This is a genomic window from uncultured Cyclobacterium sp., assembly GCF_963976465.1.
Lineage (GTDB): Bacteria > Bacteroidota > Bacteroidia > Cytophagales > Cyclobacteriaceae > Cyclobacterium.
Window position 1 is genome coordinate 1 of the sequence record NZ_CAXBOC010000615.1, and the last position, 2879, is coordinate 2879.

General features: G+C 37.6%; 2 protein-coding genes and 2 pseudogenes. All 4 read right to left on the reverse strand.

Going from position 1 to position 2879, the window contains the following annotated elements:
• Positions 1–192: pseudogene (locus tag AAC037_RS22965) on the reverse strand (iduronate sulfatase); the annotation flags it as partial.
• 373 nt (positions 193–565) lie between these two features.
• Positions 566–1558: an aldo/keto reductase gene (locus tag AAC037_RS22970; RefSeq protein WP_339905911.1), complete on the reverse strand. Its 993-nt coding sequence runs from the start codon at positions 1556–1558 to the stop codon at positions 566–568.
• A 130-nt stretch (positions 1559–1688) separates the two neighbouring features.
• Positions 1689–2384, reverse strand: coding sequence for an SGNH/GDSL hydrolase family protein (locus AAC037_RS22975; RefSeq protein ID WP_339905912.1), 696 nt, complete (start codon positions 2382–2384; stop codon positions 1689–1691).
• A 12-nt stretch (positions 2385–2396) separates the two neighbouring features.
• A pseudogene (locus AAC037_RS22980) lies at positions 2397–2879 on the reverse strand (patatin-like phospholipase family protein); the annotation flags it as partial.

A 2879-nucleotide genomic window follows, 5' to 3' on the forward strand; every position in this document is an offset into this window, starting at 1 on the left:
CCCCATCCTTGCCAACCTATCAATATTGGGAGATTTAATAAGAGACTGCCCATAGCAAGCCAATTCCGGTCGAAGATCATCCACCATAATAAACAGAATATTAGGCTTTTTTAAAGTATTTTTAGTCAGCTGAGCAAGGCTTTGGAAAGCTAAACTTACAAGCATAAAAAACACAATAAATTTTCTCAACATAAACTCAAAAGTTAATTAAATGGCTGAACTGAATTGTGATTTCTTTTTCAAATAGTAATTCTATTAAGAGGTAAGGCCATCTATTCTGATGGAAATTACTGATTACTCAATTTCATTTTATAAATTATCATAATCACTCATTAAATCCAAATGAAATTTTATGAAGTGAAAATATACATGCCAAAAGATCGTGATTCCCTAAAAAATACTGTGTTATGCCTAGGCCAGTATTCCTCCCGGCATGAACCAATACTTTTCACTTTTATAGGCTACTTTTCTAAAAATTTATCCACTAAAAAATAAAAAACTGGCCAATATTAATTCAGCAGGAATCAATATTGGCCAGTCCTAATTAGGTATTCCTTATAAGCAATTATATCACCCTGCTTACAGATTCCCACAGGTCAGCATTGTTGCCCAACTCTTCTTTAAGAGGAAGGGTGATTTCATTCAAATGACTGATCATATCTGAAGTAAGCTTTACTTCCATGGTCTTTAAGTTTTTCTTTACCTGATCGGCATTTCTACCGCCCACAATGGGAGCAGCCACACCCTCTTGAGCCAAAAGCCAAGCAAGGCTTAGGTTACCCATTGAAATATTGTTTTCATCAGCAAAACGCTTAATTTTATTTAAAGTTTGAAAGGTCAATGCTTCACATCCTTCATCCTGATGCCTGGCTTGTGGTCTGTCCTTTGAAAAGTGCCTTGTTCTTGCCCTATCATCAGGTACTTCAGCAGCAGAAGCAAATTTACCTGTAAGTAATCCTTGCATAATGGGTGAGTAACACAAGATTGGCACATTATCAGTTACGCATTGAGGCAGAATGCTGAATTCTATGGCCCTAAAGATTAAATTATAGGCCATTTGATTGCTACTGATTGTAAAGCCTGAGTCTTTGCAAGTATCCAAACTTTTGTTTCCGAAATTTGACACCCCATAAGCCCTAATTTTCCCTTCATCTTTTAGTTTTTGGAGTGCCCCAAGCGTGTCCACTAAGGGTATTTCAGGATTTGGCCAATGTAGTTGGTAAAGGTCTATATAATCCGTCTTAAGGTTCTTTAGCCCTTTTTCACAGGCTTTGATTACGTTTTCGGGAAGAAAGTCCTGTGGACCTACCTTAGACGCGATAATGATATCTTGCCTTTTGTCGCCCAAGGCTTCTGCCAAAAGGTTTTCAGAGGCACCATTGCCATATGCTTCTGCGGTATCAAAAGTAGAGATCCCCTTATCAAATGCTTCACGCATCGCATCCAAAGAGTCTTTCTTGTCCTGATGCCCCCAATTAAAACCGCCTACTACAGCCCAACAGCCAAAAATTAATCTTGAAATTTCAAAATCTGCATGAGGCAACTTATAATTTTCCATAATTATTATTAATGATTATATATAAAATAATTTATTAAATTTTCAATTTCAGTCCATCGTAAAAGCATATTGACCTTTAATCCCACCACAAAAACGGATTAATTATTGATCAAGCAAAAACAAATCAATCCTATTTGGTACCAGTAGATAGGCTACTCAAAAACCCGGCAATATAAGCTGCTTGCTTGGCTCGGGTTTCCTGCCCAAAATGAACATGATCAGTAAAAAGGCCTTCTCCAAGGTTTAAAGTAAATTGATGAAGGTCTATGATCGGAACCTTCCGAGATTTAAATATAGTATCTGCTACCTCATTGTACTTTGCCACATCGGCAGCATATCTGTGAAATGTTTGCTGTTTAGAATTATGTTGAGCATCATCCACCGGAGTGGTTCTCACCCAAACCATTGAGATACCTTTTTTAGTTATTAAGTCATAAATCTGCTCAAGATTTTGCTTATAGGATTCTAGGTCTACCTGTTTTTTCCCGGTTTGTACATCCGTTTTAATGTCATGAAGGCCGCAATTGATCAACAGTACATCCGGCCGAAAATCGGGTGCTTTAAGTTGATTTTGCAAATAAGCCAGCACCCTATCAGAATCACCCCCATTGGCATATTTAGGTTTTTCTTTACTTTGAGGACTGGAGGGTTCCTCTCTTTTTCTGTCATAGAAGTACTTCCCGTTCAGGTATTGCTCCAAATAGGGACCATATTGCATGGAAATGCTGTCACCCACTACAAATAACTTAGGTTTATCGGCATTGTTCCAATAAGTAATAAAAAGACCTATTGTTAATATTAATAAAATTTTGTTCACCATTATCATAGACCTTAAGGTTTACTTTTCTAGTCCCACTGAAATACATTTGCAGACAGGGTTTTGCTCCCTGGCAAAGTTTTTACCTTGACGCCACCACTTTTTCATTTGATAAGGGTCAAATATTAGTGAATTCTCAGTCAGTTGGGCAGGAGGATAATAAAAGTTCAATTTAACTTCACGATTTCCACTTAATAATTCACCTATTTTTATGTCATCACTGCTGATCTGGTCCAACATAAAATCAAAAGCCCTGGTGGTAAGCTCCAAGGCATTTCTTACTGGCCTTTTCAACTCCCTTCCCGCTTTGGCCTTCAAAACAATGACATCTACTTCAGTTGCTCCTCTGTAAATGGCCTCAGAGATGGGAACCAAGTCTGCAAATCCACCATCTGCATACTCACTTCCATCTTTTTCCAAAAGACTCATAAAAGGCACAATATTGGAAGAAGCCCAAATCCATTGACAGAAATCTATATAGGAACAATCTTTCAGCCTTTTGTA